This is a genomic window from Hwanghaeella sp. 1Z406, assembly GCF_048892425.1.
GTDB lineage: Bacteria > Pseudomonadota > Alphaproteobacteria > UBA8366 > Aestuariispiraceae > Pacificispira.
Genome location: NZ_JBLZHU010000009.1, coordinates 25,580 through 50,824 on the forward strand (window position 1 = coordinate 25,580; position 25,245 = coordinate 50,824).

Annotated in this window: 24 protein-coding genes; 16 read left to right on the plus strand and 8 right to left on the minus strand. The window is 55.6% G+C overall.

Annotated elements, in window-relative coordinates; genetic code table 11:
• The first annotated feature begins 76 nt into the window (after window positions 1-76).
• The 6 genes from tssC (at window position 77) to tssG (ending at window position 6,195) form a co-directional block, all read left to right on the plus strand.
• On the plus strand, window positions 77-1,528 hold the full coding sequence (tssC, locus tag ACOSDR_RS16490) for a type VI secretion system contractile sheath large subunit (RefSeq protein ID WP_420731936.1): 1,452 nt from the start codon (window positions 77-79) through the stop codon (window positions 1,526-1,528).
• Window positions 1,529-1,609: 81 nt separating this feature from the next.
• The gene (locus ACOSDR_RS16495) at window positions 1,610-2,101 is read left to right on the plus strand and encodes an Hcp family type VI secretion system effector (protein WP_420725315.1); all 492 of its coding nucleotides are present in this window, start codon (window positions 1,610-1,612) and stop codon (window positions 2,099-2,101) included.
• Window positions 2,102-2,241: 140 nt separating this feature from the next.
• Window positions 2,242-2,850, plus strand: a complete 609-nt coding sequence (locus ACOSDR_RS16500) for a hypothetical protein (RefSeq protein ID WP_420725314.1) — start codon at window positions 2,242-2,244, stop codon at window positions 2,848-2,850.
• 20 nt (window positions 2,851-2,870) lie between these two features.
• Window positions 2,871-3,344 (plus strand): type VI secretion system baseplate subunit TssE, encoded by a 474-nt coding sequence (tssE, locus tag ACOSDR_RS16505; RefSeq protein ID WP_420725313.1) that lies wholly within the window; start codon window positions 2,871-2,873, stop codon window positions 3,342-3,344.
• Window positions 3,344-5,161, plus strand: coding sequence for a type VI secretion system baseplate subunit TssF (gene tssF / locus ACOSDR_RS16510; RefSeq protein ID WP_420725312.1), 1,818 nt, complete (start codon window positions 3,344-3,346; stop codon window positions 5,159-5,161). Before tssE ends, tssF begins: the two co-directional genes overlap by 1 nt.
• The gene (tssG, locus tag ACOSDR_RS16515) at window positions 5,125-6,195 is read left to right on the plus strand and encodes a type VI secretion system baseplate subunit TssG (protein WP_420731937.1); all 1,071 of its coding nucleotides are present in this window, start codon (window positions 5,125-5,127) and stop codon (window positions 6,193-6,195) included. Before tssF ends, tssG begins: the two co-directional genes overlap by 37 nt.
• Here the strand turns inward: tssG and ACOSDR_RS16520 are convergent.
• The 8 genes from ACOSDR_RS16520 to ACOSDR_RS16555 all read right to left on the minus strand — a co-directional run bounded on the left by ACOSDR_RS16520 (window position 6,192) and on the right by ACOSDR_RS16555 (window position 14,525).
• Window positions 6,192-7,091 (minus strand): alpha/beta fold hydrolase, encoded by a 900-nt coding sequence (locus ACOSDR_RS16520; RefSeq protein ID WP_420731938.1) that lies wholly within the window; start codon window positions 7,089-7,091, stop codon window positions 6,192-6,194. The genes tssG and ACOSDR_RS16520 overlap by 4 nt on opposite strands.
• A gap of 18 nt (window positions 7,092-7,109) precedes the next feature.
• Window positions 7,110-8,054: a DMT family transporter gene (locus ACOSDR_RS16525; RefSeq protein WP_420725308.1), complete on the minus strand. Its 945-nt coding sequence runs from the start codon at window positions 8,052-8,054 to the stop codon at window positions 7,110-7,112.
• A gap of 87 nt (window positions 8,055-8,141) precedes the next feature.
• Complete coding sequence (ugpQ, locus tag ACOSDR_RS16530; RefSeq protein WP_420731939.1) at window positions 8,142-8,888, minus strand: glycerophosphodiester phosphodiesterase; 747 nt, start codon at window positions 8,886-8,888, stop codon at window positions 8,142-8,144.
• Window positions 8,889-8,913: 25 nt separating this feature from the next.
• Window positions 8,914-10,485, minus strand: coding sequence for an alkaline phosphatase family protein (locus ACOSDR_RS16535; protein WP_420731940.1), 1,572 nt, complete (start codon window positions 10,483-10,485; stop codon window positions 8,914-8,916).
• A gap of 82 nt (window positions 10,486-10,567) precedes the next feature.
• Complete coding sequence (locus tag ACOSDR_RS16540) at window positions 10,568-11,530, minus strand: calcium/sodium antiporter (RefSeq protein WP_420725305.1); 963 nt, start codon at window positions 11,528-11,530, stop codon at window positions 10,568-10,570.
• A gap of 153 nt (window positions 11,531-11,683) precedes the next feature.
• The gene (locus tag ACOSDR_RS16545) at window positions 11,684-12,988 is read right to left on the minus strand and encodes a TRAP transporter large permease (protein ID WP_420725304.1); all 1,305 of its coding nucleotides are present in this window, start codon (window positions 12,986-12,988) and stop codon (window positions 11,684-11,686) included.
• Window positions 12,988-13,500, minus strand: coding sequence for a TRAP transporter small permease subunit (locus tag ACOSDR_RS16550; RefSeq protein WP_420725303.1), 513 nt, complete (start codon window positions 13,498-13,500; stop codon window positions 12,988-12,990). Before ACOSDR_RS16550 ends, ACOSDR_RS16545 begins: the two co-directional genes overlap by 1 nt.
• Window positions 13,501-13,544: 44 nt before the next feature.
• The gene (locus tag ACOSDR_RS16555; RefSeq protein WP_420725302.1) at window positions 13,545-14,525 is read right to left on the minus strand and encodes a TRAP transporter substrate-binding protein; all 981 of its coding nucleotides are present in this window, start codon (window positions 14,523-14,525) and stop codon (window positions 13,545-13,547) included.
• A gap of 277 nt (window positions 14,526-14,802) precedes the next feature.
• Between ACOSDR_RS16555 and ACOSDR_RS16560 the strand changes: the two genes are divergently transcribed.
• The 10 genes from ACOSDR_RS16560 (at window position 14,803) to ACOSDR_RS16605 (ending at window position 25,245) form a co-directional block, all read left to right on the plus strand.
• Complete coding sequence (locus ACOSDR_RS16560) at window positions 14,803-15,669, plus strand: AraC family ligand binding domain-containing protein (protein WP_420731941.1); 867 nt, start codon at window positions 14,803-14,805, stop codon at window positions 15,667-15,669.
• Window positions 15,670-15,733: 64 nt separating this feature from the next.
• The gene (locus ACOSDR_RS16565; protein ID WP_420731942.1) at window positions 15,734-16,444 is read left to right on the plus strand and encodes an AzlC family ABC transporter permease; all 711 of its coding nucleotides are present in this window, start codon (window positions 15,734-15,736) and stop codon (window positions 16,442-16,444) included.
• Window positions 16,441-16,740 (plus strand): AzlD family protein, encoded by a 300-nt coding sequence (locus ACOSDR_RS16570; protein WP_420725299.1) that lies wholly within the window; start codon window positions 16,441-16,443, stop codon window positions 16,738-16,740. Before ACOSDR_RS16565 ends, ACOSDR_RS16570 begins: the two co-directional genes overlap by 4 nt.
• A gap of 81 nt (window positions 16,741-16,821) precedes the next feature.
• Complete coding sequence (locus ACOSDR_RS16575; protein WP_420731943.1) at window positions 16,822-20,469, plus strand: hydantoinase B/oxoprolinase family protein; 3,648 nt, start codon at window positions 16,822-16,824, stop codon at window positions 20,467-20,469.
• A gap of 4 nt (window positions 20,470-20,473) precedes the next feature.
• Window positions 20,474-20,983: a winged helix DNA-binding protein gene (locus ACOSDR_RS16580; RefSeq protein WP_420725297.1), complete on the plus strand. Its 510-nt coding sequence runs from the start codon at window positions 20,474-20,476 to the stop codon at window positions 20,981-20,983.
• Between the two features lie 192 nt (window positions 20,984-21,175).
• On the plus strand, window positions 21,176-22,237 hold the full coding sequence (locus ACOSDR_RS16585; RefSeq protein ID WP_420731944.1) for a Glu/Leu/Phe/Val family dehydrogenase: 1,062 nt from the start codon (window positions 21,176-21,178) through the stop codon (window positions 22,235-22,237).
• Window positions 22,238-22,249: 12 nt separating this feature from the next.
• Window positions 22,250-22,780 (plus strand): gamma carbonic anhydrase family protein, encoded by a 531-nt coding sequence (locus tag ACOSDR_RS16590; RefSeq protein WP_420731945.1) that lies wholly within the window; start codon window positions 22,250-22,252, stop codon window positions 22,778-22,780.
• A gap of 144 nt (window positions 22,781-22,924) precedes the next feature.
• On the plus strand, window positions 22,925-24,259 hold the full coding sequence (locus tag ACOSDR_RS16595; protein WP_420731946.1) for a S41 family peptidase: 1,335 nt from the start codon (window positions 22,925-22,927) through the stop codon (window positions 24,257-24,259).
• Window positions 24,260-24,264: 5 nt separating this feature from the next.
• On the plus strand, window positions 24,265-24,777 hold the full coding sequence (locus ACOSDR_RS16600) for a GNAT family N-acetyltransferase (protein WP_420731947.1): 513 nt from the start codon (window positions 24,265-24,267) through the stop codon (window positions 24,775-24,777).
• A gap of 96 nt (window positions 24,778-24,873) precedes the next feature.
• Window positions 24,874-25,245 carry a response regulator gene (locus ACOSDR_RS16605; protein ID WP_420725292.1) on the plus strand — a complete coding sequence of 124 codons (372 nt, stop codon included), beginning with the start codon at window positions 24,874-24,876 and terminating at the stop codon, window positions 25,243-25,245.

Sequence of the window (25,245 nt, forward strand, 5' to 3'; positions counted from 1 at the left end):
GCTGGGTTTAACGCCACAATATGGCGGCATGGATATATCCGGACCCGAAAAGGGGACCCGATAAAGGGGAATTAGGATGGCGGACAAGACCGAGGAACTCAACGCACTCGAACAGATTATGGTCGAGGGGAAGCTGGCGCGGGACGAGGGGCAAAAGGCTTATGCCCAGGACCTGATCGGGGAGTTCATAGATTCTGTTGTTGAGTCGGGCACGGATGTGTCCAGTGACACGGTCGCGTCGATCAATCAGAAGATCGCGGAAATCGATGCGCTGATCACTGAACAGTTGAACGAAGTCATGCATCAGCCGGACTTCCAAAAGCTGGAAGCAAGCTGGCGTGGCCTGCATTTCCTGGTCATGGGAACGGAAACCGGTACCCAGCTTAAGCTGCGTGTGCTGAACACCTCTTCCAAGGACTTGCTGGCAGATCTGGAAAAGGCGGTTGAATTTGACCAGTCCGCCTTGTTCAAAATGATCTACGAAGAAGAATATGGCACATTTGGCGGCCATCCTTATAGCTGCCTGATGGCAGATTTTGAATTCGGTCGTCACCCTCAGCAATTCGCACTGATGGAAAAGCTGGCGGAAGTCGCGGCGGCAGCGCATGCGCCAATGATCGCCTCGGCGTCACCGCGCATGTTCGATATGGACAGCTTTACCGATCTGGGCACGCCGCGCGATCTCTCTAAGATCTTTGAGAGTGCCGAAATGATCAAATGGCGCAGCTTCCGCGACAGCGAAGACAGCCGCTATATGGTGCTGACGCTGCCCCATACGCTGATGCGTTTGCCCTATGGCCCCAATACGGTACCGGTTGAAGGCATCGATTTCGCAGAAGATGTCGACGGGCGCGATCATTCCAAATATCTGTGGGGCAGTGCCGCCTGGGCGATGGCTCAGCGTATCACCAATGCGTTCTCGCTGTATGGCTGGACGGCGGCAATTCGCGGTGTTGAAGGCGGTGGTGTGGTCAAGGGCCTGCCGACCCATACCTTCAAGACTGATGAGGGCGATATTGCCCTGAAATGTCCGACGGAAATTGCCATTACCGATCGCCGTGAAAAGGAATTGTCGGATCTTGGCTTTATTGCCCTATGTCACTGTAAGGGAACGGACTATGCCGCATTCTTTGGTGGTCAGACAGTTCAGAAACCCAAGAAGTACAATCTGGACTCCGCCAATGCCAATGCGGCCCTGTCGGCACGCCTGCCTTACATCATGGCGGCCTCTCGCTTCGCCCATTACATGAAGGCGATTATGCGCGACAAGGTCGGCAGCTTCCTGACCGCAGCCAATGTTGAAGAATATCTGAACACCTGGATCGCGAACTACGTGCTGCTGACCGATGATGCGCCCCAGAATACCAAGGCACGGTTCCCCTTGCGGGAAGCGCGGGTTGATGTTCGCGAAATTCCGGGCAAGCCGGGGGCGTACAATGCGACGGTATTCCTGAAGCCGCATTTCCAGTTGGAAGAACTGACCGCATCGGTTCGCCTGGTCGCGGAACTGCCGCCGCCTGCTGCTTAATTGAATGATCGGGTTGTTTGGCCCGGGACACGCGGCGGCGGATGCCACCGCATCGACACGATGAGATAAGGAAAAGGCGCAATGGACGTATTGGTCATTAAAATCGACGGGGTCGAAGGTGAGGCGACCTTAGAAGGCTTTGAAAAGCAAATCATGTGCCTGGCCTTCAGTCATTCGGTGCACAATCACCTGCATACCGATGTATCCAATGTTGGGCGCGCCCGTGGTCGTGTGGAACACAGTGATTTCACGATCACCAAATATGCCGACAAGTCTTCTCCCCTGCTGAATTACAAATGCTGCATCGGCGCGAATTTGGGCCAGGTGACATTCACGGTGCTGCGCGCCTCTGGTGAGAAGGCGCATGTCCCTCAAATGATCTATACGCTGGAAAACACCATGGTCTCCAATGTCTCCATCGGGGGCGGCGGCGATGACACGCCGGTTGAAACTGTCAGCCTGAACTATACCAAGATCAAATGGGAAGTGAAGGTTCAGTCGGAAGACATGAAGGAACCAGGGTCCATCGCGTCCGAATGGGATGTGACCGTAAACAAGGGTGCGGATGCGTAACGCCCACCAGAGCAAATCCCGAGACAACGGAATCGTTTGCGAGGACGTATTTGCTGAAAAAATAAATGGTTAGAGTGTCATGTGTGAGCTTATGCGAACGCATGATGCTCTAGCCGATCAGGCACGGATGGGACTGGGTAATGGGCGCTGCCTTAAATGAAAATGTCGAGTGGAGAAATGTTCCAGCCAATGTGCGCAGAACCTTCAAGGGGAAAAAAGCGCGGCGTATCCTGTTGAAGGCGAACACCACCGTTTTCACCCTGTCCAAGCATGCAAACTTCCATCATGGCGCACAGTATGGTGTGCCGGTATTGTGGTCCCCGTATAAGCCGCTGAAGTCTGATCCAGGCTTTGATGCGCGCCACAAACTGGCATCGGCATCGGGCGGTCAGTCGCGCCGGGATATCTTCAGGGGCATTTCGGCCTATTCTGGTTCGAAGGTTGGTGATCGCTATGCCGTGGCCATAAAGCTGCGGGTACCGGTTTGGGGCTTTATAGGGGAAATTGAGCCTGTCGGCCTGGGGGCGGCTGCGATCAAGCAGCCTGGGTCCATGGCGGGAGGTGGCGGGATTGGCGGCGCTGCATCTCTGTCAGCCGGATTGATGTCCTTTGGCGCGATGGGTGGTTCTTCGGCGAACGCGTCCAGTAATTCCGGTTCTGCGCACAGCTTCTTGCAAATATACATTCCGGGTCTTGATCCGGGGGTGTCGATGAAGCGCATTAAAGCGCACGACCTTATCGTAGCCTGACGTCTGGAAAGGGGGAGAGCATGCGATCCCTCCGCACGAAAAAGGGGGCCTTGGCCCCACTGTTTGACCGTCTGACAGACGATGATCCAGGTGTTCCCAATGAACCTGTGCCCCGGCGATATCTTGACCTGGATGGGCTTGCAGACTCCGTGCGCGGCGAGATTCACACCCTGTTGAACACGCGCTGTGGTTGGAGCGAATCAGAGATAGATTATGATAATCGGGGCGTGCCAGATTATGGCCTGATTGATCTTGCTCATCTGTTCACAGCAAACCCTCGGGATCGTGACAAGGTCGCGCGCCATGTGGCCCGCACCATCGCCGCCTATGAACCCAGGATGACCCGTGTGAATGTTGTTGTCGAAGCTATTCAAAAAGAAACCGGCCAACTGAGCCTGCGCATCGAAGGGGGGCTGAAATTTGGTGATGTGATCGAACCGATTTCCTTCCCCTTGAAGATCGATGGCGGTGGGCATGACGGGAGTGGGTATTGATGGCCGGTAAGTCCACACGCGATGCCCTGTTAGGGCATTATCAGCGGGAATTAGGATATCTGCGCCGCATGGGCAATGCGTTTGCAGAGACCTATCCCAAGATTGCCGGTCGATTGGAATTTGGCGGCTCTGAATCCGCTGACCCCCATGTCGAGCGCTTGATTGAGAGTTTCGCGTTTCTGACCGGACGCATTCAGCAGAACATTGATGCCGAATTTCCGCAGATCCCCCAGGCCTTGTTGGGCATTCTGTATCCACAATTTGTTGATCCGATTCCGTCCATGACCATTGCGCGTTTCAATGTCGATAGCGCGCGGGGCAAGATGACCAGCGGCTATAATGTGCCCAAAGGCAGTGATCTCTATGCGACTGCGCCAAATGGGATGAGCTGTCGCTTCAGAACGGTTTATCCGGTCGAACTGTGGCCCATTTCAGTTACTCAGGCCGGAATAGAATCAACAGATCGCTATGACTTTCTGGATGCGCAGACGGATGTGAATGCCGTGTTGCGATTGCGGATTACGGCAGAGGCCGACCCGCTGCGCGCGTTGGAAATGGATCGGTTGCGGTTCCATATCCATGCCGACCGGGTATTGGCCGACAGTTTGTATGAATTATTGTTCGTGAATGCAAAAGGCGTCGCACTGATCGCAGATGGGGAAACGAAGAAGCCTGTCATGCTAGGGCCTGCGGCGATCAGCCCTGTCGGGTTCGAACGCGATGAAGCCGTAATCGATGTACCCGGTCACGGACAACCAGCTTATCATTTGTTGCGGGAGTATTTCACCTTCTCAGAGAAATTCCTGTATTTCGATATCGATGGTCTGGCCTCGGCGCAGGCGGATCAGGTATTGGATATCTTGATTTTGCTGGATGTGCCGCCGCCGCGCAGCGTAACGGTGGAGCCGGGGAATTTTCAGCTATTCACAACGCCCATCGTCAATCTGTTCAGCAAGACGTCAGAGCCGATCCGCATTGATGGGCGGGAGTCTGAATATCGACTTGTCGGGGATCGTCGGCGCGAACTGACGACGGAAATCCACTCTATCCGCTCTGTCACTGCCAGCAATCAGGAACAGGCGGATGCGTTCCGGGTGGAACCGTTCTTTTCCTTCAATCATGCCGCATACAGCCGCAATTCCCGTGCCTTCTGGTATGCAAGGCGGGATATGACCGGCCAGTCTGATATGCCCGGCACCGATATCTATCTAAGTTTTGTCGATCTGGACTATCGCCCGACGATGCCCGCGACGACGACCCTGTTTGCCCATACCTGGTGCACCAATCGTGGATTGGCTGAGCAATTGCGCCCCGGTGCGATTTTGCAGACAGAAATGGGGGCCCCGGTCTCTGGCATCACGGCATTGTACAAACCAACGCCCCAGATTGAGCCACCGATTGGGGGAGAGACCCTGTGGCGCCTGGTGTCGCATCTGTCCCTGAACTATCTGTCCCTCAGTCAGTTTGAAGGATCGCTGACGGCGTTACAGGAAATATTGCGTTTATATGCCAATGACAGAACGGCGGGTACGGAACAACAGATCAACGGCATTGTGGATATGCAATGTCGTCGCGCTGTCGCCCGCATGGGACCGGATGCCTGGCGCGGCTTTGCCCGGGGGGTTGAGGTCATCCTGACGGTTGATGAACGTGCCTATGTCGGGTCCAGCGCGATCCTGCTGGCCTCGGTTCTGGACAGGTTTTTGGGGCTGTATGCCTCGGTCAATTCATTCTCTAAATTATCCGTGCAATCCGTTCAACGAGAAGGGGTCTGGAAGGAATGGCCAGCAAGAGCCGGCGATCAGTTCCTCCTCTGATCGAGGAATTGCGCGACCGTCCCTATCGCTTTGATTTCTATCAGGCGGTGCGGACGACAGAATTGATGCGCGGTGTCGGGATTGATCCCGACAGCGAATTCGTTCCCGTGGGGGAGGGGTCGGACCCCCGCAGGGAAGCGGTGCATTTCAATGCCGACCCCTCGCTGGCTTTTCCACCCAGTTCTATTAAATCCTACCATCCGCAATCGCTGGACAAGCCTGATGAAATGATGATCCGGTTCATGGGGCTGGCCGGGGCGATGGGACCCTTGCCGCGCCCTCTGACAGAACGGTTGATCCAGCGCGTTTCAAAGAAAGATACGGCCTGGCGGGCATTTCTGGATATCTTCAACCATCGTCTGGCCTCCCTGATGGTGCGGGTGCGCAAGGCGCATCGGATTGGGCTGGACACGCGCCCCCCCCATCGAACCCTGATCGCAAAATTCCTGCGCAGCTTTATCGGCCTTGGCACTGATGGTCTGGACGAGCGGATGTCGGTCAGCGATCGCTCCTTGTTGCGCTATGCCGGTCTATTGGTGCATCGCCCCCGCACCGCGTTGGGGCTGCAAAGCATGGTGGCGGATTATTATGGGCTGCCGGTCAAGGTGAAACAGTTCGTTGGTGATTGGGTGCGCCTGGAACCCGGTCAGGAAACTGTCATAGGGGGGCGTCTGGGCGGTCTGTCCGGGCGCAACAATGCGTTGGGGACAGCGGCGTTTCTGGGCAGTCGCTATTGGGACCAGCAATCCGGATTGGAGTTGCAAATCGGCCCGCTGGACCGTGAAACTTTTGAAAGCTTCCTTCCCGGCGGGGCCTGTCATCGACCGCTTTTGTCCATGGTCATGTTCTATGTTTCGCCGGAATACAATTTTTCCGCTCGCCTGATCGCCCAACAGGATGCGGTGCCAGCCAGCCGCCTGGGCGGGGATTTACGACTGGGATGGACCAGTTGGCTGCGCAGCACGCCCTCAGAAGCCCCGGATTCCCAGGTCATGATTAAGGTCCGCGGCCATGAGGCATTGCGGAGTGTCTAGCACTTAAAGAATTTTTCAAACGCCGCCAGGGTGTCGGTCGGATTTTCTTCTGCCAGGAAATGGCCGGATTCGATTGCATGACCTTCGGGGACGACAGCACGGTCGCGCCAAGTTTCCAGGACATCATAATGCGTGTGCATCGGGGCTTTCGCACCCCATAGGACCAGCAGGGGGCAGGTGATTTTCTGGTCCAGATCCGCTTCGTCATGGATCAAGTCAATTCCGGCCCCGGCGCGGTAATCCTCGCAACTGGCATGGATGACGGCAGGGTTGGAAAAGGCGGCTTCGTATTCCGCCTGGGCGGTGGGGTCAAAAAAGCTCAGGCCACTTTGGCTCAATCCGCCCGCCTTATGGCGGAAATAATAGACCGGATCCGCACCGATCAGGGTTTCCGGATAGGGTGCAGGCTGGGCCAGAAAATACCAGTGATAATAGGCCTGGGCGACGGCCTGGGTCGCGGTCTTAAACAGGGTGCGCGTCGGGATAATATCCAGCACCGCTGCACGGATCACAGCATCAGGATGGTCCAGGCACAGCCGGTGCGTCACGCGCCCCCCGCGATCATGCCCCGCGACCTGAAACTGGTCATGACCCAGTTGCGCCATCAGGGCCACCATATCCGCCGCAACCGCCCGTTTGGAATAGGGCAGGTGATCGGCATCTGTTTCTGGGGTGTCGGATGCACCATAACCGCGCAGATCCGGACAGATGACGGTGAAATTGCGCGCCAGGGGACCGGCAATCTTGTGCCACATCGCGCCTGTCTGGGGATAGCCATGCAGCAGCAGTAAGGGGGGGCCATTGCCCCCAATGCGGCAATTCAAGGTCACGTTATCTGCAAGACTGTGTGAAACAGTTATCCGGTCTTCACGAAAGCCAGGGAACAGATCTGTCATTATTCATCCCTTTCCAGATCACAATTTGGCAGGTTTCGCGCGCCCGCTATTGGCCAGCATCAGGCCGGGTAAAACAAAGGCGGCCCCGATCCAATGATAGATCTGGGGTACTTCACCCAGCAACAGCCATGCAAGACCTGCGCTGTATAGCGGCATCATGTACAAAAACAGACTTGTGCGGCTGGCCCCCAATGTCCGCTGAACAAATCCATGCAGCTGATAGGCCCCAAAGGAGGCGAAGACCGCCAGTATCGCAACCCATCCAAAGACATCCCAACCCCAGTCGGGAGATTGACCCTGCATTGTTTCCCAGACCGTGAAGGGGGCCAGGATAATGATCCCGGCCAGGACGATGGCACCAAGGCGTGTTGTCAGACCCATTTCACTGGGGCGGTGGCGCAGCAGAACTGAATACAGCGCCCAACTGATCATGGAGGCCAGAATCCAGATGTCGCCTTCTGTAAACGATAGGGACAGGAGGACATTTAAATCCGCACGGGTAATAATAATCATGACCCCGGTCAGGCTCAGAATCATCCCCACAATGCCCAGGCGGCGGACCTGTTCCTTATAAATCAAGGCCGATAGCAATGTGATCAGAACGGGAGAGGCGGAATAGATCAGGCCGATATTAACCGCTGATGTGGTATCCGCTGCGATGTAAACAAAGGCCCCGCATATCCCCATACCAAGGCCACCCAGAACCAGCAGGTCTTTCCATTCCCGCATAATGGCACCCCGTCGCACCCATAACCGCCCCCCAACAAGGGGCAGCAACAGCAGGAAGGTTGCCACCCAGCGCAGGAAGGCGAGATGCACCGGCGGGATGAAATCCGCCGTCGCCTTTGCAACCAGGATATTGGTGGCAAAGAAGATGGGAACGACAAATAACAGGATGGTTGCCAGACGTTCGTCAGAAAGGCCCGGAATGATACCTGTGGGGGGATGGATTCTATCGGTCATTGCATCTGTTTACAGGCATTTACCGCGATGCAAAAGCGCCGATGGTTCCTTGGATTTGTGTGCGCCGGGAACACATCGCGCCCCGGCTCAAGCAAATCGATCTGGGTAATCCGTGAAGATCGTCTCGCATCCCAGGGCGAACAGACGCTCCGCGTCGGCTGGGTCATTGACGGTATAGACGCGAAATGGGACGCCAGCATCCCGGAATGCAGCGGCTTGGCGGTCACTTAACTTCTTGGCGCTGACATGGGCAGCGGACGCGCCTAAACGCATGTGATGGTCGTGCCAGTCTTCGGGAATGTTCCACCACAGGATGGCCCGGTCTACCTGTGGGGCGATCTTCATTGCTTCCTCCAGGGCGTCAAGAGAGAAGGAGGAGAGCAGGGCTGGCGGCAGGCTGGCTGGCCACAATTGGGCTGTTTGGGCCGCAACGACCTGTCCGGTGCGGCGTTCATGACCGGTGACGGGCTTGATTTCCACATTCGCCCCCAGCCCCAGCGATGTCAGTTCTGCGATGGTCTGATCAAAACTGGGAATAGCGGTCCCTTTAAATTCTGGCCCAAACCATGCCCCCGCATCCAACCGACGCAATTCGACGAAGGATTTTTCTGACACCAGCCCTGTGCCGTTTGTAGTCCTGTCCAGCGTATCGTCGTGATGCAGCACGACCACCTCGTCCATTGACAGCATGCAGTCGAATTCAACCCAGCGCGCGCCAAGCTCTTTGGCCTTCTTTAATCCCGGAATTGTATTTTCGGGGGCATGGGCTGCGGCCCCGCGATGACCAATCATGCGGGGAACATCCGTGCGGGGGGCTGTGGAATTAGATGTCATTTAAGAACCTTACTGTTATGGCTGCTTACAGAAGATCAGCATAGCGATCATCTGGCAATTCATAGGCACCATTTTCAATGTGGAAATAGGATAAGTCCCGGTCTTCTGTCTGCATGCGCCAGGTGATAAGGCGCTGGGCCATGTCCAGCATTGCCGCCTGATAGGCAGGATCAGCCGCGCGATTGACCAATTGATATGGGTCTTCTTGAAGGTCATAGAACAAGGGCGGTAAGGCGGCGAAGTGGACATATTTATATCGATCCGATCGGATCACCGTCAGGCTGCATTCGTCTGTTCTAAGGCCCAGGGCCTGTTCCGCAGTTCGCGCGACAGGATCGCCAAAATCAAATTCAATATGGGCTTCTGTCCGCCAGTTTTCGGGTGTTTGCCCTGCCAGCCATGATGATAGGGGTTTGCCGTCAACCTGGCGCGGGATGGGGGCACCAAGGGCGTGTAGAATGGTTGGTGTCACATCAACGGATTCTGTAAAGGCCTGAACCTTGCGCCCTCGCCCGGCCTTCGCTTCCGGTCTTGGGTCCCGGATGATCAGTGGCACGCGATAACTTTCGTCAAAAAAACCGGTCTTGGAAAACAGCCAATGATCGCCGGATTGTTCCCCATGATCGGATGTGAGGACGATCAGGGTCTGATCATACTCGCCACTTTCCTTCAGGCGATCCAGGATGCGGGTGAAATTATCCTCCACCTCATTGATCATGCCGTAATAGGTCGCGCGCAATTGACGGATTTCGGCGTCTGACAGGGCGGTTGCGGCGGTTCTCTGACCCACCACCATTTTTTCCACCAGGGCGGAATTCGTGTCATAGGTCGCCAGGTGATGTTTCAACCACGGATGAACATCCCCTTCCTTTTCCGGGCTGACGGCACGGTTGGGCATTGGGACAGCATCGGCATCATACCGCGCATTGTAAGGGGCGGGCGCGATGAAGGGGGGATGCGGGCTGATATAGGTCACATGGGCAAAAAATGGCTTTCCCTGGCGTGCATCCAGATAGTCCAGAACCGCATTGGTCAGGAAGGCCGTGTTGCTGTCTTCCGCCTTGAACCGCGCGGGGGCAAAGCTGGCAGGTTTATCGTCATATCCTTCTGAGGGTCGGAATATGTCCCAAGGCCGCTGCGGCAGGGTGTATCCCTTTTTCTTGAGGTCCGCGAACCAGGGGCCGAAGTCTTCATCCAGCCGGCATAGTCGGGTCATCCCTGGCAGAACACCTTCGTAGGAATTGAACACGGGGTCGCGGTGATCCGCCCCCCGTGGATCGGGTGAGATGTCGGTGTAGCCAAACAGGACAGGATCAAAATTCAGCTTGCGGGCTTCCAGCGCGACATTGGTGAAACGTCGGTCCAGTGGTGTGCCGTTGCGCAAGGCGCGGTTCTTGTGCTGATAGGTGCCGGTTAACAGAGCACTGCGCCCCGGCCCACAGGGGCAAGTGACCGACCAGTGGTTCGCGAAATGGGTCGCATCCTGGCAGAAGGCATCCAGATTCGGCGTACGCAAAACCGGATGATCAATCGCCGACAGACAATCCCATCGCCATTGATCGAAGGTCACGAATAGGACGTTTTTGACAGCGCTCATAGGGGCTCAATTCACATATGGGTTACGAAAGCCAGGCCACCCCATCATGATTTGATTGCCATCCTATGACGATTTCTAAGATTTACATCACTCTTGGCGCCAGGCTGGCAATATAGGCGACATAGGCCAGTATCAATACCGCCCCTGTGGCGCGACCGATTTTACAATTCTTCAACAACATAACAGTGACGAAAAGCGTCGCCGCCAGCATCACCCAAAGATCGATGTTCCGGATATCCGGCTCCACGACAAGGGTGGAAACCATAGAAGTAATCCCCAATATCGAGAGAACATTAAAGACACAAGAGCCCAAAACATTCGCAATCGCCACATCGGTATGTTTACGATAGGCCGCAACGGCGGTTGCTGCCAGTTCGGGCAAAGACGTCCCCAGGGCAACGATTGTCAGGCCGATGACGGTTTCTGGAACACCGAAACTCTCCGCGATTCCAATGGCACCTTTGACCATCAAATCGGCACCAACGACTAGGCCAACCAGGCCCAGCGCTGTGAACAGAAAGATCAAAGGCACCGATGTCGGGGCGCTTTCCAACTCTTCCAGTTCCTCAACTTCTCGCTCATGCAGCTTTCGTGAGGCCTGATCTTTCTTATCATTAAAATAGGTCGCGCCCAGATAAATCAGCAACAAGCCAACCATTATGATGCCATGCCACCATTCAATCTGGCCATACATCCCAAGGGCAACCAGAATAACGGCGGAAAAAACCATCATGCCAGCATCCCGCTTGGCCGCGGCAAGCCCACAGGTCAGCGGCCACATGACAGCGCCAACACCCAGTATCAGCAGCAGATTTGAAATATTGGAGCCAACGACATTCCCAATCGCCAGGCCACTTTTACCGGCAAGGGCTGCTTGGACTGTGACCACCAGTTCAGGTGCTGATGTTCCAAACCCCACCACAGTCAAGCCAATCACTGCGGGAGAGACACCCAGAAACCTGGCCAGTCCCACCGCGCCGCGCACCGTCAATTCGCCCCCAACGAAAAGTATGGCGAGACCGGCGACCAGAAATATTATGTCCATAAAAGATCAAGACCTCGTGTAATGTTTGCAGATGGGGCTTCTCCCCCGCCATCTGGTACCGCTGTCTCCCTCACATCACGGCACTTCCCCTGTGCATATGGGTATTCCGAGCAGGTAGTCAAATACAAGATGTAAAACGGTTGAACGGCGCGTTTACTTGAATAAAATCTGCGGTAGCCACAGGGCGATTTCCGGCCAGATGGTGATAATCGCGACAGCGGCTCCCATCAGAATGAAGAAAGGCAAGGCGGCAATTGCGACACGATTGACCGGTATCCCCGTTAAGCCCTGCAAGACGAACAGGTTAAAACCGACAGGCGGCGTCATCTGACCCAGTTCCACCATCAGCACCAGAAACACACCAAACCAGATGGGGTCGAATCCCATCGCGATGATCGGGGGCAGGGTTATGGGCAGGCTCATCACCACAATCGATATGCCATCCAGGAACAGCCCAAGGACGATGTAGAAAACCGCCAATATCATGATCAGGCCATAGGGTCCGATATCCAGGGCCGCAATCGCGGTCGCGACATCCTGGGGCACATGCATATAGCCCATTGCAGTGGACAGGAAGGCTGCGGCAACCAGAATGGAACAGACCATGGCAGACGACCGCACTGCCCCCATCAGGCTTTCCGTGATCATTTTCCAGGACATCTGACCCGTGCCGATAACCAGAACCAGGGTTCCCAGCACACCAACAGCGGCGGCTTCCGATGGGGTTGCCAGGCCGGAATAGATAGCCCCTAGAACAATGATGATCAGACCCAATACTGGGCTTAGATCCTTGAATGACTGAAACACAGTGGTTGCGTCATCTGTATTTTTGGGCGCAAGGGCCGGGTTGATTTTGCATCTAAGTGCAATATACGCGGAATATAGGAAGGCAACCAGAAGCCCGGGCAAAACGCCTGCAGCGAACAGTTGGGAAATTGATACTTCTGCCAGGACACCATAGATGATCATGACGATCGATGGCGGGATTAACAGGCCCAGACTGCCCGCGCCAGCCAGCGACCCAATGGACAGTTTTTCGTCATAGCCGCGACGTTTCAGTTCCACGGATGTGATCTTGCCCACGGTTGCCGTGGTTGCGGCTGATGATCCAGAGACAGCGGCAAACAAAGTCGACCCAACAACATTTGTATGGATCAGGCCGCCGGGAATATGGCGCACCAGCGGCGCCAGGCCCCGAAACAGTTTGGAAGATATGTCCGTGCGCAGAATCATCTCCCCCATCCAGATGAACAGAGGGATGGCCGCCAATTCCCATGAACTGGCGCTGCGGAACAGGATCTTCCCCAGAATCGCGCCAATGCGATGCGCCGGGAAATCCAGAACCAGGAACAAACCGCTGGTCGATACCAACAGCAGCCCGATGAAAACCCAAACGCCGCTGCCCAGGAAGAGAAGAATCAGGAGCAGAACGGTCAAGCCTGCGACTATCGCATCCATTATTCGGTTCCTTCGCTGTCAATCGGGTTGCCGCCCGCCGCAACGCGCAGGAAATATGCGAATAGTTGGAGCATAAGAAAGATCAAACCCAGCCATACCGCCCCGACGGGGATCCATAATGGGACTTCTGCTATGCTTTCTGACACCGATCCCCGGGTCCAGTTGCGCAAGGCATCACGACCGACCCACCAGGCGCAGAATCCGGCCATTCCAAAGCTGCTGGAGATACAGAAGAGTTCAACCCACCGACGCAGACGGCCCTTTAGACGGGTGATTGCAAGATCGACCCGGATCAAAGAGCCGGTTTCCAGCGCATAGCCAAGGGAAAGGAACGTCATCGCCGCAACGGCGTATCCGACAAATTCATCCAGCACGAAGGTTGATGTCGAAAACAGCGTGCGCAGGATAATCTCATAAATGATGTGAACGAGTACATAAAACAGCAGAAGGGCGGCTATGGCCCCGGCGATCCGATTGATCGTCGACACCACACGATTGATCATTGCGATCATCAGGCCGCCCCCCCGGTCGTTAGCTTACTGTGTCAAACCTAGTCTTACTTAAGGTAGGCGTCGAGAATTGCCTGACCTTTGGCCCCCGTTTTCTCGAGCCATTCCGAGCGCGCCTTTTCGCCCGCTTTGTTCAGCGCCTCAAGGTAGCCCGCATCAACGCCGGTTACGACGGTCAAACCATTGGCCTTCATTTCGGCATAGTTCTGTTCCACACGCTTTTCAAGGGCAGCCCAGACATGGTCTTCCGCTGCCTTTGCTGCGGTTAGGACTGCTTCTTTATTGGCGTCCGACAGGTCATTCCAGACATCCAGATTAATGTGGATCATGTTCAGGGGCATGGCATAATTCACTTCCGTGAAATGGCTCAGTTGCTCCCAGAACTTTGCATTCGTGCCCCCTTCTGCAGAAGTCAGAACTGCGTCGATCCCACCAGTGGAAAGCTGCGGTACAACATCCGCCCAGCTGAGCTGGATTGGGGCTGCGCCTGCTTCCTGAAGGGTAATCGTGCCGTTGGCATCATAGGTGCGGATTTTCAGGTTCGCCAGAGCATCCAGGCTATCAACTGGCTTCTTTGCCCAGATGCCTGATGGGGGCCATGGAGAGGCCCACAGCAGTTTTTGGTTATTCGCTGCAAATACTGCGTCATAGTCCGCCTTTGCTGTCAGGTACAGCTTACGCGAATCAGCAGGCGTCTTTGCCAGGAAAGGCAATGATGGCAGCAGAAACATTGGGTCAATGCCGCCCAGGGGGCCGACATATGTGTCTGCAATAGGCAATGCACCATCGGCAACGGCATCCAACTGGTCTTTCGACTTAAAGCCAATGGAACCGCCGAAATGGTGCGTGATTTCAATCGCACCATTGGTCAGTTCATTTAATTTTTGAGAGAAGACCTTATCGCCTTCTGCGTGGATTGACGTATCGTTATATTCGTTCGCCATGTCCCAGGTGATTTCAGCGGCCTGTGCAATGACCGGGCTGAAAGCCAGCGCTGCCGCGGCCAATACGGTGGTTAGTTTGCTCATAATAATGATCCCTATTCTGTCTGAAGTCACCGGTCTGCCCAGTTCATCCGGGTCAAGTCCGCGACTGATGGTCCCCAAAGGGCACAGTCTATTGACCAATCTTAGCTGGTCAGGTCTGTGCCGCCAACATCTTCCCGTCCGCAATTATGCTGATATCGGTGAAGGCGTAACAACAATCACGATTTATCAATAAATTGTCAACGTTCAATTTTGTATCACTGGTTTTTGCAATTTTATACAAGCCTGTGCTTGGATTCGGTGATAGGAAAACGCCATTATGTCGATGATAACGCAAGAAGCCGCCGTAAATCAGGACAGCTTGTCCAAGCGCGATCAGGTCAATTTTTGGCGTGACCCGCGATGGGAGGACCTGGAATGCCTGCATGCGACTTTTGTTAATCACAGCTATTCACCCCATACCCATGATACCTATGTCATGGGCGTTATAGAACAGGGTGTTGAGTGTTATCGCCTCAACGGGGTGAATCGTCGCGCGGTTGCGGGCGATGTGTGTATCGTTAATCCTGGTGAAGTGCATGATGGAAGCCCAGGTGAAAACGGATATCGCTATCGCATGTTCTATCCCTCTGTCTCTTTGATATCGGGAATAAGTGAGCAGGTGACGGAACGCCCGAGTGGTCAGGTGCATTTCAGGAATGCCCTGTTTCAGGACAATGAGGTTTGGCGGCTTTTGGCCGGGGCCCATTATGCCCTGCAGACCGCCCCACAATCACTGGAGCGGGATTCCGCCTTGACTGAGGCCGCGACACTGTTGGTCAAACGCCATGGTGAATTGCGCGGACCCGTCATCGGGATCGGGCGGGAGGCCTCTGCGATTCGGCGCGTTTGTGAGTATATTCAGGATAATCTGGATCAGGATTTGGATCTTTCCATTTTGGCCCAACTGGTCGGGTTCAGCCCCTATCGATTGATCCGCAGTTTTCGATTGGCGCTTGGAGTGACACCCCATGCCTGGGTTATCGGGTGTCGGGTGAAACGGGCCAAAGAGTTTCTGGCACAAGGTCACATGCCGGTCGATGTTGCCGTATCCTGTGGCTTTTATGATCAGGCGCACATGACTCGACTCTTCAAAGGCGCCATCGGTGTCACGCCCGGTAAGTACCGCACGGCCTTTTTGCAATAATCTACAATAATGACCGGGTCGGTCCTGATAGACCCCTTCTCATCAATGAGATGGGGAGTGTGTTATGGACCGACCTGGTTTCTGGCCCGAATTGCGGCGGGGGTTTTTGGATATTCTGCCCCTGATGGCGGGGGTTGTCCCCTTTGGCTTGCTGTTTGGGACATTGGCCGTCCAAAAGGGCCTCAGCCCGCTGGAGGTCATTTTGATGTGTGCCACGACCTATGCCGGGGGCGCGCAATTCGTGTCGATTGATGTCTGGGCAACACCGGTGCCGGTCTTTGCCGTTGTGCTGGCCACCGCCCTTGCCAATACGCGCTATTTCCTGATGGGGGCGGCGCTGCGCCCGCATGTCCGGCACTTGCCTGTCGCGACCAAGGCCTGGTTTGTTGCAATCCATTCTGATGAGACCTGGGCATTGGCGATCAAGCGCGGTGGCAGTGCCCAATTGACGCCGGGTTATGTCATCGGTTTGACGGTGTTGTTTTATCTGAACTGGCCCATTTCCTGCGCGATTGGCGCCTGGCTGGGCAGCGCGATTGAAAACCCCGCGCGGTTTGGCGCGGATTTTATGTTCGTTGCCATGTTTCTGTGTCTGATCCGGGGGATGTGGCGGGGGCGCACGTCCTTGGTCGCAGTGCTTGGGTCAGCGCTGTGCGCGCTGGTGGCGCATCTCTGGTTGCCCGGATACTGGTACATATTTCTCGGTGCATTAGGAGGGATGGCCACTGTCGCCCTGTTGTATCGTAACACTGTGACTGCAGGGGCATCGGCATGACACTTGATCCTGTTCATCTGCTGACCTTGTTGGGTATGGCGGCAGTAACGCTGTTGTTTCGGGTCGGTGGGTATATCCTGGTGCGCTATGTAACACCGGTTGGTCGTGTGAAGGTGGCAATGGAAGCAATGCCTGCCGCCGTATTGACGGCCCTGGTCGTCCCGATGACCCTGACGACCGGCCTGGCGGAGAGTGTGGCCGCATTGGTTACCGTTCTGGCGGCGTTGCGATTGCCCCTGATCGTCGCGGTTTGCCTGGGCACAGCGACAGTAGTGGCACTGCGCATATTTATTTGAGTGAAATGTCTGCACCATCGTTGACAATTTATTGATAAATTATCATTGTTGCTGTGTTCGGATATAAGGAAAGACAGCATCATGACCAACACGGCGCAAGAAAATCAGGATCAACGGGACGGCTGGCAGTTCTGGATTGACCGGGGTGGCACGTTCACTGATGTGGTGGGGCGCAAGCCGGATGGTACGCTGTTGACCCACAAGCTGCTGTCGGAAAATCCTGAAGCCTATTCTGATGCGGCGGTTCAGGGCATTCGTGACCTGTTGGGCCTGAAGAAGGGCGACCCTATTCCGTCTGACAAGATCGATGCTGTGAAGATGGGAACGACCGTTGCCACCAATGCGCTGTTGGAGCGCAAGGGCGACCGCACTTTGTTGGTGGTCACGAAAGGCTTCCGCGATCAATTACGCATTGCTTATCAGGCGCGCCCGCGTCTGTTCGACCGCAATATCATCCTACCGGAATTGCTGTATGACCGGGTTGAGGAAGTGGTGGAGCGGATTGATGCCAGGGATGCTGTTCTCACGCCTCTGGATTTAGACGATCTGCGCCCGAAGCTACAGGCTGCCTTTGATGATGGCATTCGCTCTGTCGCCATCGTGCTGATGCATGCCTATCGCGTGCCGGATCATGAAATTAAAATCGCCGATCTGGCGCGGGAAATCGGGTTTACTCAGGTTTCGACCAGCCATGAAACCAGTCCGCTGATTAAATTTGTCGGGCGCGGCGATACCACTGTGGTGGATGCCTATCTGTCGCCCATTCTGGGGCGCTATGTGCGTCAGGTTGCTGGTGAATTGGGCGATGTGCGCCTGCAATTCATGCAATCCAATGGCGGATTGACCGATGCGAAATTGTTCCAGGGTAAGGACGCCATCCTGTCCGGCCCTGCGGGCGGTATCGTCGGATCGGTGAAGACAGCGGAACAGGCTGGCTTCGATCAGGTCATCACCTTCGATATGGGGGGCACCTCGACCGATGTCGCCCATTACAATGGCGAATACGAGCGGGCGTTTGAAACACTGGTCGCGGGTGTGCGGATGCGCGCGCCGATGATGCTGATCCATACTGTGGCTGCAGGTGGGGGATCGATCTGTCAGTTTGATGGCGCGCGATTCCGCGTTGGACCCGAAAGCGCAGGTGCGAATCCAGGACCGGCTGCCTATCGGCGCGGTGGTCCTTTGGCGGTGACTGATTGCAATGTGATGCTGGGGAAATTACAGCCGCAATTCTTCCCGCCCGTCTTTGGCCCCAACCAGAATGAGCCGCTGGATGCCGATGCGGTGCATAAGAAATTCGCCGCCCTGGCGAAAGAGGTTGAGGCCGCGACGGGTGAGGCGCGCAGCCCGGAAGAGATTGCTGAAGGTTTCCTGAAAATCGCAGTCGAAAACATGGCCAATGCGATTAAGAAAATCTCCGTCCAGCGCGGCTATGATGTGACCGAATACGCGCTGCAATGCTTTGGTGGGGCCGGGGGGCAGCATGCCTGTCTGATCGCCGATACATTGGGCATGACAAAGGTTCTGATCCATCCCTTTGCGGGGGTTCTGTCGGCCTATGGCATGGGCCTGGCTGATATCCGCGCGATGCGGGAACGCTCTGTCGAACAGCCCTTGGATGAGGGCTTGTTGAGCCGGTTGAGCTCGGAATTGGATGGCATGGCCGGAGAGGCGGAGAAAGAACTGATCCGCCAGGACGTGCCAAACGATCGCACGGAAATCCTGCGCAAGGTTCATATCCGCTATGATGGGTCTGATACAGCGCTGGAAGTACTTTTTGGCTCCCTGGACGCTATGTCCGAGGCCTTTAAGGAAGCGTATCGTTCGCGGTTTGGCTTCTTGATGGGCAGCAAGGGGCTGGTTGCCTCCGCCCTGTCCGTCGAAGCAATTGGCCGGACTTTTGACCTGTCGGTGGATGATCTGGCGACCCGTCAGGCAACGCCGGAACCAATGGAGACCATCACCGCCTATATGGCTGGGAAATCGGTTCAGGCGCCCGCTTATGACCGCGATAAAATGGCCCCAGGCCAGAAGATCAAAGGCCCCGCAATCGTTGTGGAGCGGACCGGCACCAATATTGTCGAGCCCGGCTGGGAAGCGGAAATGACCGCGATTGGCAACTTAATCCTGACCCGCGTGGAGGCCCTGCCGCGCCAGGTTGCCATTGGTACGACCAGCGACCCGGTGATGCTGGAAGTCTTCAACAATCTGTTCATGTCGATTGCCGAACAGATGGGCTATACGCTGCAAAACACGGCCTATTCGGTCAATATCAAGGAGCGTCTGGATTTCTCCTGCGCCGTCTTCGATTCCTCGGGTAATCTGATCGCCAATGCCCCCCATATGCCGGTACATCTGGGGTCCATGGGGGAAAGTGTCCGTGCCGTTGTTCGCAATAATGAAGGCGCTATCAAGCCGGGCGACGCCTATGTCCTGAACAATCCCTATAATGGCGGGACCCATTTGCCAGACGTTACCGTTGTAACCCCTGTTTTTGATGACGCAGGCAGTCGCATTCTGTTCTTTGTCGCCAGCCGCGGGCACCATTCTGATATCGGTGGCCGCACACCAGGCTCCGCACCGCCGGATTCAAAGCATATCGACGAAGAAGGTGTGTTGATCGACAATTTCAAACTGGTCGATCAGGGCCGCTATCGGGAAGAAGATTTCCGCAAGGTCCTGTTGGGCGCAAAATATCCCGCCCGCAACCCGGATCAGAACCTGGCCGACCTGCGTGCCCAATTGGCCGCCAATGAAAAGGGCGTTCAGGAATTGGGCAAGATGGTCGATCATTTCGGATTGGACACGGTTGAGGCCTATATGGGCCATGTGCAGGATAATGCCGAAGAATCGGTGCGCCGCGTGATTGATGTCCTGAAGGATGGCAGTTTCGACTATCCCATGGATAATGGTCAGACCGTTCGCGTCAAGATCACCATCGACAAACCCAATCGCGGTGCGACGGTGGACTTCACCGGCACCAGCCCTCAGGGTCAGAATAATTTCAATGCCCCGGCGGCGGTGTGTAAGGCGGCGGTATTGTACGTCTTCCGCACATTAGTCGAAGATGATATTCCGATGAATGAGGGGTGCTTGAAACCCATCGACATCATTCTGCCGGAAGATTGCATGCTGAACGCCCGCTATCCCGGTGCTGTGATTGCCGGGAATGTGGAAACGTCCCAGATCGTCACCGATGCGCTGTATGGCGCGCTGGGCGTGATGGCTGCAGCCCAGGGGACGATGAATAACTTCGTCTGGGGCAATGATCGGTATCAGTATTACGAAACCGTCTGTGGTGGATCAGGGGCCGGACCGGATTTCGACGGCACCGATGCTGTGCACACCCATATGACCAACAGCCGCCTGACCGATCCGGAAATCCTGGAATGGCGTCTGCCAGTATTGCTGGAAAGCTTTGAAATCCGTAAGGGCTCTGGCGGTGTCGGGCGTCATCATGGGGGCGATGGAGTGCGCCGGCGCGTGCGCTTCCTGGAGGCGATGGATGTCGTTATTCTGGCCAATCACCGCATCGTGCCACCCTATGGCATGGCAGGCGGGGGAGACGCCGCTGTTGGCCGCAACTGGATCGAGCGCACGGACGGCAGCATTGAGATGATGACCGCAACCGACATGCGGGCAGTTGAAGCAGGCGATGTCTTCGTATTGGAAACCCCGGGCGGCGGCGGCTATGGCAAGGCCGATGAAACAGCCCAGGCGGTGGAGTAGGCCAATGACCAAAAGCCGTATCGTCTCTTCCTCGCATCTGGTTTCCGAAAAGGCCGCAGAACTGAGTGAGTATGAATATGGCCTTATGGTCAGTTGGCATGCCTTCCAACGCTGGGTATCGCGCTGCATGGCGGCGGCTGGTTATGCGGATCTGGCGTCACTGGATATTCTGGTGCTGCATTCGGTTAATCACCGCAACAGGGCCAAGCGCCTGGCGGATATTTGCTTTACGCTGAATGTGGAAGATACCCATACGGTCACATACGCGTTGAAGAAGCTGTTAAAGGCGGATCTGGTCACTGCTGAGAAGCGGGGAAAGGAGGTTTTTTACACAACCTCAGACCAGGGCCGGGATGCCTGTCAGAAATATCGTGAGGTCCGGGAGGCGTGTTTGGTGGATGCCTTTCAGGGCCTTGGGGGTGTAGACTCTCAGGAAATTACCGATGCGGCCAGGACCTTGCGGGCGCTCAGTGGCCTGTACGATCAGGCCGCGCGCAGTGCAACCAGCCTGTGATCTGAAGCACGCATCCTAAGAGAATTTCTCTTTTTCAGGGTATTGTGATCAATAATTGCGTCTCTTCGGCGCTGCTTCATGATTTTCGGTCTTTCTTTGAAGACCTGTAGAATCCCCCTTTTTTCCGATCAAAATCAGGCTCATATTTTGGGTAATAATATTTCAACTTCACCAAACAGAGGAGAAGTCCCCATGAGTGTGTTTTCGTCGAAAAGCTTTGATGGTCATGAAACCGTCGCCTTTCACAGTGATGCGAAAACCGGTTTGCAGGCGATTATCGCCCTGCACAGCACGACCCTTGGCCCGGCCCTGGGGGGCTGTCGCATGTGGGACTATGTGGATGATGAAGCTGCGCTGACCGATGTGCTGCGCCTGTCGCGGGGCATGTCTTTCAAGAACGCGCTGGCCGGTCTGCCCTGGGGCGGTGGCAAGTCTGTCATTATGGGGAATGCCAAGACCGATAAGACGCCCGCCATGATGCGCGCAATGGGGCGTTTTGTGGAAAGCCTGGGTGGCCGCTATATCGTGGCGGAAGATGTTGGCACCAGTCCTGAAGATATGTTGGAGGTCTCTAAGGAAACCCCTCATGTGCGCGGTGTGAAAGGGGTCGGTTTTGATCCGTCACCCGGCACCGCCTATGGCGTATTCAAAGGCCTTGAGGCGACTGTGCGCGCCCGGTTGGGTGCAACGGACCTGCAAGGCATCCGTGTCGCCGTTCAGGGTCTGGGGCATGTTGGCTATGATCTGGCGCGCCAGCTTCATGAGGCCGGTGCTGTCCTGACCGTCACCGATATCGATCAGGCAGCCTTGGCGAAGGCAGAGTCAGAATTCAACGCAACCGTGGTCGGTCTGGACGATATCTATGATGCCGATGTTGATGTTTATGCGCCCTGTGCGCTGGGGGCGTCGATCAATGACAAGACTGTGGATCGATTGCGCGCCAGTGTTGTGGCTGGGGCTGCCAACAACCAGTTGGCCGAAGATCGCCACGGGGATCGCCTCGCCCAGCGCGGTATTCTCTATGCGCCCGATTATGTGATTAATGCCGGTGGGGTGATCCACATCTATCACGAAGGTCCGAATTTTGATCGGGAAACGACCTTTGCGCATATCGCGCAGATTGGGGTCACCCTGGAAGAAATCTATCAGCGGGCCAAGAAGGAAGGCATCGCGACCCATATCGCCGCAGACCGATTGGCGCTTGATCGATTGAACCCGGCTGGGCACTCTGCGGGTCTACACGCCGCAGAATAGGGATCCCGTTCCATGACCGCTGAACCGATCATCCTGGCCTATGCTGGGAAGACGCCAAAGATCGATCCCAGCGCCTATATTGCCCCAGGGGCGGTGCTGGTTGGTGATGTCACGATCGGGGCAGGCGTCAGTATCTGGTTTGGCTGTGTCCTGCGCGGTGATGATCAAAGCATCACTGTTGGCGATGGGTCGAATGTTCAGGATGGCACGGTTGTTCATGTCACCCTGGATACAGGGCCCACTGTGATCGGACAGAATGTGACGGTTGGGCATGGGGCCAGGCTGCATGGCTGCACGCTGGAGGATGGATGCCTGGTCGGGATCGGGGCCATCGTGCTGGATGGGGCTGTCGTGGGACAGGGTGCCTTTGTTGCTGCGGGCGCTTTGGTCGCACCAAACAAGAAGATTCCTTCCGGCGAGTTATGGGCAGGCAATCCTGCCCGGAAATTGCGCGATCTTCGCCCTGAAGATACCGACTTTCTGGTCTTTGATGCACAGCATTACCAGCGTCTTACCCGGCAATATCGTGATGGGTCGCAATAGCGGCGTTAGTGCAAATGGCACGGTTCTAGCATTGGCTGGGCGAGATGCTTGCGCGGTCTAAAAGCTGCGCTACGGTACTTTCTGCTAAATGCCCTGCGGCCCTATCAAGTGAATTGGCGAATGATGGATAGATCGACTATAATTATGCGCATGAAACGTGGAACCAAACTTCTCCTTGCGGCGGGATTTGCCGGTGTCGTTGCGGTTGCCTGTGTCGTGGGCGGCGGTATCTCCGCACCGGACGCGCGCGATACGGCCGCAAAAATGGATCAGTTTATCAGCGCCTATCGCGGGGGGCGGATCGGTCCAGAAGATCCCCATCGCGCCGACAGTCGCCTTTTCGCTCAGGCCTATCAGCGCGTCCGATATGCTTATGTTCGACCGACAGAGGATGTCGATTTGATGAAATCGGCAGAGGAGGGGATGCGGGAAAGCTTCCCAGACCCGACGGTGGCGTCGGACTCCGATTTGGTCGAGGCCGCGATCAACGGGATGATGCATTCGCTGGACGATTATTCTGTCTATATGGACCGAGATGCCTTTCAGAAATTGAATCAGGAGATCAATGGGGCATTTGGCGGTTTGGGGATTGAGATTAAGAAGGACCCCAAAGGGCTGGCGGTAATTTCCCCCATCGATGGGACGCCAGCGATGCGCGCGGGCGTGAAGTCTGGCGATGTCTTAACCCATGCCGACGGCGTTTCGCTGGCGGAAATGGATTTGCGCGATTCTGTTGAACTGCTGCGCGGCCCGCCTGGATCGGTGATTACCGTCACCATCGCACGGGAAGGCCAGGCGGATTTCGATCTGCCACTGACCCGGGAGGTTATTCGCATTCAGCGTGTGCGATATAGAATTGAAGACGATGGGATTGCCTATCTGCGCATTACCCATTTCGTGCGCGATACAGGCAGCGCGCTGCGCCGCGCCATGTCGGAGTTGAAACAACAGGCCGGGCCGAACGGCTTGAAAGGCTATGTGGTTGACCTGCGCAGCAATCCGGGCGGCCTGTTGGATGAAAGTATCGATGTCGCGGGAGCCTTTCTCAGAGGGGGGCTGGTTGTTTCCACGCGCAGCCGGACAGATAGTCAGGAATTTGATGCCGATTATGCAGATCCCAGCGAAGGCCTGCCGGTCGTCGTTTTGATCAATAAAGGCTCGGCCAGTGCATCAGAGATTGTCGCCGGTGCAATCAAATATCGCGACCGCGGTCTGGTGATCGGCGAGCGCAGCTATGGCAAAGGCTCTGTTCAAACGACCTATGAATTCAGCGGCGGCGGCGGTCTAAAACTGACGACGGCGCTGTATTATACGCCCAGTGGCAAGTCGGTTGACGGGGGCATCGAACCCACCATTGCCGTGCTGGATGATCCAGAGACGGAGGAAGTGGATGAGGCCTTGGATAAGGCGTTGAGCCTTGTGAAAGATCTGTCCAGCGGAGCCTTGACCCTGGCACCTTCCGGCGTTGTGCAGAACTAAAGCCTATGACAGCATTTCAGATTGTCCCTGCCGGACCGGGCGATATGGTGAAAATCGGTCCTTTGGTCGCCGAAATGCTGGCTTTCTATAAAACACCAATGCCTGTTGAAGAGGCTGAACTTGCGACCATTCTGGAACAGGATGGCCCGGCAGGGGCGGGTGCCTATGACTGTCTTATTGCCTGGACCCAGCCAGGAGAGCAATCGAAGCCCCTCGGCTTTGCAATGTATTCGACCGTCTATGAAGCGGCCTTTGTGGGAAATGGGATTTTCCTGCGGGACCTCTATGTGACAGAGGAAGCGCGTGGCAAACGGGTTGGAAAGGCCCTGATGACGCATCTGGCGCAAATTTGTCTGGACCAGGGATATCGCCGTATCGACTGGCATGCTGATAGACTGGATCTGCATGCCCGCGCATTTTACGAGTTGATTGCGCCGGACAGTTTCAAACTCAATCGGTTAAGCTATCGCGTTGAAGGGGATGCGCTCACTGCGCTGGCCTCCATTCCTATTGAATAAAAATGACAAAAGTCTTTCCATTTTATTAAGAAGACGCACTGTAAGATACGGTACATCGTCGCACGTGATGGAAAAGAATGCACAGGTTTAAGGCTCATGACAGCATCTGCACCAATACTGATAGTTGAAGATAATATCATCAATATGAGGTTGTTCAGCGATCTTCTCGTGGCGCTGGGCTATACCGTCTTTAAGGCCGGTGATGCGGAAAAGGCCCTGGAATTGCTGAAGGAAATTCGCCCTGGTGCGATTATAATGGATATCCAACTGCCGGGTATGTCAGGGGTGGAATGCACGAAGGCCATTCGGGCGAATCCTGACCTTGCAGATATTCCCATCATCGCTGTTACCGCGTTTGCCATGGCAGGGGATGAAGCACGGTTTCTGAAAGCGGGCTGCGATGATTATCTGTCCAAACCTATATCCGTTCCTGTTTTCGTAGAAACGGTCGCCCGGCATTATCGTTAA